The organism is Bradyrhizobium sp. SZCCHNS30572, assembly GCF_032484415.1.
GTDB lineage: Bacteria > Pseudomonadota > Alphaproteobacteria > Rhizobiales > Xanthobacteraceae > Bradyrhizobium.
In genome coordinates this window covers 143,382-149,647 of sequence record NZ_JAUESY010000015.1, presented here as the reverse complement: position 1 = coordinate 149,647, position 6,266 = coordinate 143,382, and the positions used below count along the sequence as shown (strand labels likewise).

Annotated in this window: 3 protein-coding genes; all 3 read right to left on the bottom strand. The window is 57.8% G+C overall.

Annotated features, from left to right (window positions below; all coding sequences use genetic code 11):
- Window positions 1-725: 725 nt before the first annotated feature.
- On the bottom strand, window positions 726-2,582 hold the full coding sequence (locus tag QX048_RS34725) for a hypothetical protein (RefSeq protein ID WP_315729359.1): 1,857 nt from the start codon (window positions 2,580-2,582) through the stop codon (window positions 726-728).
- Between the two features lie 146 nt (window positions 2,583-2,728).
- The gene (locus QX048_RS34720) at window positions 2,729-3,727 is read right to left on the bottom strand and encodes a phosphatase PAP2 family protein (protein WP_315716590.1); all 999 of its coding nucleotides are present in this window, start codon (window positions 3,725-3,727) and stop codon (window positions 2,729-2,731) included.
- Between the two features lie 576 nt (window positions 3,728-4,303).
- Window positions 4,304-5,806: a hypothetical protein gene (locus QX048_RS34715; RefSeq protein WP_315716589.1), complete on the bottom strand. Its 1,503-nt coding sequence runs from the start codon at window positions 5,804-5,806 to the stop codon at window positions 4,304-4,306.
- Window positions 5,807-6,266: the final 460 nt, after the last annotated feature.

The window sequence follows — 6,266 nt, the reverse complement described above, 5'->3', positions numbered from 1 at the left end:
ATTGAGCGATGATCCGAACGTCAGCCTCACGGCTATCGCCAGCTGACAGGCCCGGCTCCAGCCGGCGAACGCGGTGGGCCGCCAGCTACACCACGCTTGGGGACACGATCCTCCCCTAGGGCAGTCGATGGCGCGCCGGGAACGATTCGAACGTCCGCCCCTCCGATTCGTAGTAAAGGCAAGGTTCTGTCGAGAGGACGTCTGTCCTTCACTCTCGATGAACCCCAAAGATAGCGGCTGCGCGCAGCCGAACCTGGGCCGTCGGGATCCCTCATTCCCGGAGTCCGTCCCAGCGGTTAGACCGGGACGGTGAGTGAGTTATGACAGAAGTGGTTGCGGGGAGGCGCAAGACTCGCGCACGCGCGAGATCCACCCATGCGTCGTGCCGACACCCCGCTGCCAGCTGGCATTGCAATGTCCCGCGATCGCGTTCTCTTCATATACCCAGGGCCGCTCAAGGTCCTTGGTCCGCGCCCCAGTACCGCGCGCAGGCGCGCGGACCGAAGCTTCATTGTGCGAGTTGGTGCTCAACCTTCCTGAGTCCTCTCGCTTCAAGAGGATACCCAATTGCTACCGAGTTCGCGCCGATGCGGCCGCGAGATCGAGAGCGCGCACCCACGGACCGGGTAGTGGACGCAGTATTGACGGGACGGATCAGAATACGGGCAGTTGCGTGAGCAACTTGACTTCATCTGCGCCAAACCTAAGCTACCGGAGTTGGGCCATCACCCCCGAACACGCCAAACCGCGATTTTGGACGAGGATGCGAGTCCCAATGGCTCGAGAAATTCAGGAACTTCGCCTCGAGCCAACAATGATTCTAAGCCATCCGGAGCGCGCTCAATAACGTTACGATTTGGAGATGTCCGACACGTGACCACATAATCGACGTGGTAATCTCGTAGCATCTGATGCGCAACCGGCGCTGGCGCAAGCATGAGCTTGAGCATCGCGAGATTGCCATCGTTATTCCGGTGGTATGGGGCCGCAAACACGGCGTGTTTCGTCGCAGCCAATATGGCCGGGCCGAGATCGATCGGCGCCATGACGCGTCCTCTCGCCAATAGCCCCATAGGCTCGGCATCCGAAACACTTTGGCATCGGGACTCGTCAGGTTCAAATACCATTTCAGTCGGCTCTACCATCGAATCGATCAGTGGTTTCGCGCAATTTCCAAGTACCGCGAACATGACCGGAGACAAGACGAACGCCACCAAAACGAGGCTGCTTGTCTGGGCAAGCGATGGCCAGATGAAGACGGCGGCTGCGGCGAATATTGGCGCTGCCGCCATGGCAGCCCCGCCTGTTCCGCGCATTTCCCACACGCTGATCGCAATCAACGTCGCGAGGGCAGCGACACCAACACCCCACCGAAATCGATCAACCGGGTTGGCTCGCAAAAATGCCGCTGCCGCGATTGCCATTGTTATAAGAGGAAACGCGTAAAAGCCGAGTACTTCCTCTGGACCGATCCGGATCATCTCCGCCAGGGATACGGTCTCCTGAACATGATCGAGCCATAGAGAAACGACCAGCGGATCAAGCTGCGAATACGGCAACACCAGCGATCGCGCAAAAAGCAGGACGAACGCACCGAGCAAGGCGATCACGGTTCCGGTCGCAGTGCCAACACGCAGCCATAGCGAGGATCGGTAACGCTCAATTCCAACCATTAGCACCAGGCCAACGCTCCCGCCCACGGTCAACAAAAGCAGCGGGCCCCCGAACGCGTCAAGCACGGGCAACGTTAGTTCCTCTGCCGGAACCAACGCAAATCCGAGAGCCGCCGATGATGCGGCTAGCGCGAGAGCAAAGGCCGAGACTTCGCGCGCAACCTCTCCACCACGCCAGACGAAAAGACCCGCCATGGCACCGCATATCGTGACGATCACCGGCAGGATCTCAACTCCGATTGCGAGCGACACAGATCCGGTCAACGCTGCGAGCGCCGCCCTGGTCGCGCTTCGATCGGCCTGGATCGCAAAGAGAAGCATCAGGAGCAAGAGATCGATTTGCACGTTGTGATGATCGATCGCGCCCGGCTTGAAGTGAATCAATGCTGGCGCTGCCAGCATAGCCAGCACAGCTGCGCCCAGCGATGAGGCCGCGACGCCTTCGCTCATACGGTAGGCAATCGTCCCGACGAGCACGAGAGCCACGAGAAGCAGAAGTATTGGCCAGACGAACAGCGTTACCGCTTCCGCATGGAGCGGACCGATCAAAGGTTTCAAGGTCAGGATCGATATAGCTAGTGGCAGATCGACAATCCGCGACCAATGCATAAGCACGCCGGATGGACCCAGGCGGTATTGCCGGAGATCCCACCAGGCCTGGCCGTCGAGAAAATCCCGGATTTCGACAAGACGCATCGCATCATCGGTCGACATGGCGTCGAAAACGCCGCCCCTGATCGAGAGCAGCTTGAACGCCATCGCCGCAGTAAGCCCCAGCACCAGGATCAGAACGCCGACGGCTCTTGCTCTGCCCTGGCTTGCAACCGAGTTTGAACCCGAAACGGCGTCTGACATGGTGAGCCCACTGGTTTCCGCAGCATCAACAACCGAGTTTAACTGGAGCAGCACGCACCGCGTCGAACTGCACAACGTCTGCACAGCACTGAGCCCATCGGGTTCAAGTGGTCCGCGAGCTGCAGATATCGAGCCGATTCGTCGCTCCCGCCGGCCCCAACGCGGCCCATCTGGCAGCGCCACCAAGATGTGACCCGGATTTACTCCGACGAAGATCCTGCGTTTGGCATAGCGGACGGCCAATAAGCGGGCCATTGCGTGCGGCGCTGTGACCTGACAAATACAGATCTCAAGAAGTGCTTGACCATCACGATAGACCCGCCAGCCACAGCGGCGCCTCCGATGAGGTCGATGATGTAGTGCGCACCGATCAGGGGCGTCGCGGCAACCATCCAGGTATTGAGCGCGATCGACGCCGGCCGCAAAACTCGGATCGGCCACAAAGCCCAGATATAAAGAACTGCCGACGCCGTGTGGAAGCTTGGGAATGATACGATGCCCGCTAGCCTGAGCACGTCGAGCTGTCGTAACGACCCATCTCGTAACGCGAAAATATCCCGAAGCTGCGCCGCGTAATTTGTCGAGTCAACCTTCGGGAATTGCTCGCCCGGCGACAATCCCAGACCATAGTAGGTCCCTATGGCCGGAATGAAGGCGGACACGACAATCGTTACAGCGAGTGCAACGCTCAACGTCAGCACGAATTGCTGAAGTCGCAAGAACCGCGATCCCATCGCCAAAACGATCGGGATCGCGAGCAGGGGCCACTTGATGAAGCCGTATCCAACTTTCAAGTAGTGCACGATCCAGCTGTGGGCATTGAAAAACGCTGCAATCCCCTGGGGATCAAACCCAATTGCGCGGTCGATCCACAATAGGCTCTGATCCTGTAGGGGCCAATTCATCGCGTTTGCGACATAACTAAGAGGGCCAGCGATCGCCGTGAGCAATATGATCTGAGCTGTGACACCAAACCAGAAGACAAGTTTAGGATCCGCAGAAGCCTGCCTGATGTGGGCATAACCATACGCAATACTCGCAAGCGAAATCGCAATAGCAACGAGAACTCCGAAACCCATTGGCTCCAAGGAAAAGTCGGAGTACGTCAAGGCACTCAACAGCGCCGCGCCAAACAGAGCGATTGGCAGCCAATTGAGATTGAGTGTTTGCCACGCGAGGCTTTCTTCGTCGGCTTTCATGCCTGCAGGCCATCGTTTCCTTCAACGAAGCTCTTTTGACGATCGCGAGCGCAACATCTGACGAAAGCACGGAACATTGGATCGCATTCCCAGGGAGCTGATCGCGGCACATCTCTCAAGCAGGGCTCTTTAACCCGGCGGCCAGTGGCCCGCAGATCACCCGATCTCTCACCCCGCAAAATTACGGGACAAAACTTAAGGTAGTGTGAAAGGGGAGATCCTGAGATTCACGAGTCACAAACGAGGCGCGTTCTGAAGCCATTTGCAGAGCGGCCGGATTCATGAGAGGGCATTTTGGTAGATCTGGCTGGACACAATTCTCTCACCGGTTGCGTACCATTGTGGAACCTGTGCCGCGGCTTTTGCGCGGGGATATAACGCCGCGCGATCTCTAGGCTACGGCAGCAACGAAACCACGCTTTACAATCGTTTGGCCGGTGAGCGAGAGCCCTGGAGTAGATCGGTGAAGCAGAGCGGGCGTTGGTGGAAACCTCGCCGTCAACTTTCTACGCAAATGCGCATGAGCTTCTGCCGCTCCGGGGGATGCAGTACCTGGCGATATCCCTCGGCGCCACGTCAGCGCGCGACAGCGGGCCTGACATAGACACTTTCGTACTTCCCGATATGGTCCTCAGTCCAGCCTCGCTTTCCTACGAGGAACTGCCTCAATTCATCATGCCCCTTAAGCCACACGACAGCATCGATATGGTACTTCTCGAGCACCTCATCCCAGGCGGCTTCATCGACCTCCCAATGCACGAGCTTGAAGTAGTCGCGGAGCAACTCATCAGGATAAGCCGTGGCCGCTCGGCCGTCGACAAAGAGCCGGACTGATCCATGGGTAAGGAAGATCAGATATCCTCCAACATTCCAATGGTTAAGCACCCGCGCATGCGCAAAATGCTTCTCCAGGTATTCGGCGTCCTGCTCCGACAACATGTTTGGCAATGCCAAAGCCGGCTGTACTCGGATAAAAGTAACCGGAAGGACACATGCGCCAACGAGCGCTGCAGTCAGAAGCGCGCGCTGAATTTGCGGCTTGGGCAGCCGAGTGGGAAGAAGCCGATCGAGATGAAGAGCCACCGGCACCGTCGAAAAGATGAAAAAGAATGACATGTATCGAAACTGGGAAAGTCCGAGCGCGAGAAATGCCCAACACAGAATGCGGTGCTCAGCGCGGATTTTCGCCGTTACGCCGTACCGCAGTTCCAGCGCGATGAACACAATAATGTAGGCCATTCCGGGAAGGCTGCCCGGAATTTCGACATTGTGAGAATAGGGAAGCCACTCTCCAATATGTCCCTGAACAAAGTGTCCCAAGGTAGCGGCCACGCCTTTGTAGATTTTCCAGCCGAGCGGATTGACGAAGGTAGCGGCTAGGCAGCCGCAACCAGCCACTACGATGGCCCTTAAGTTGTTCCAGTCACCTCGGAGAATGGCCCCGCCACCGAAGACAGCGAGGATCATGAAGCCAAGCACGAATCCACCGTGCAAATTCACCCAGAGCACCATCAGCAAGGGTAGCAACAACAGTTTGGTCGGCCGCAAACACTCCCGGTAGAAGACCACGCTGAATACCATGGTCGCGATGTTGGGAGATGCTGCGAGATAGCTGTTAGGCGCCGTATCGTAGGAGGGATACAGCAGGCAAACCGCAAATGTCCCGATGCAGGCGGCGAACGCGGAAGCGCCACTTCGCAAGCAAGCCGACGTGAGATATCCAGCGATCAGGATTCCGCACACCAAGACGAGGACAACAAGACCTGCGTATCCGCTGAACTTGAAGATTGTGCTGGCAACCACGTCCCATAGCCACGAGAGGTTGAACCACTGTTGGGTCCCGAGGGTGAACGACCAGGGATCCTGGAAGGGGATGCGCTCTTCGGTTCGAATCAAGTCGCCAGCGGCAAGATGCCAGCCAAGGTCGTAATGACTTAGGACGAGTGATGCGTTGGAAAGATAGAAAACGCTCAAAAGAGAGATCAGGAACGCGTAAGTTCCCAAGTGGTGCGACGGCGGCTGATCGGTCGCAGCCGACGTGGCCAGCACCTCACGCCCGGGTAACGTCTGCTCGCACATGTTGTACTTCTGCCTTCCGAGCAGCGCGCGCAACCCACTTCGATACCGATACTTTTGCGCTACCTGTACCTGAATACGGGAGGGCGTCTAAGGCGGAGTAAAAAACACGTTCGCATCGATCTCCTCGCACGGACAAATGGACGCTGGTTAACAAGTTATAAATGACAGATGTGCCCGGGCCGGCTGATGGAAACGGCGTTTTGGACGGGCGTCCCCAGAGGCGAGGAAGTGCCGCCGTCATCGCGATGAAGGTGAGTCTTGTCAACGATCGTAGCTGGCTTGCCGCGACAGTCGACGAGGGACTTACTTCCCCCTCGTTTGGCGCCGAGATTGAGGTGTTCGCCATCCTGCAGAATCACTAGTTGCTGGCATGGCCGGCAGCAGAGGATCCGGAGGCACGTCGGCAAGCAGGCCGAGTTGAGATTGAACTGGTGCGCCCGACGAGTCGAGCGAGCCAGCT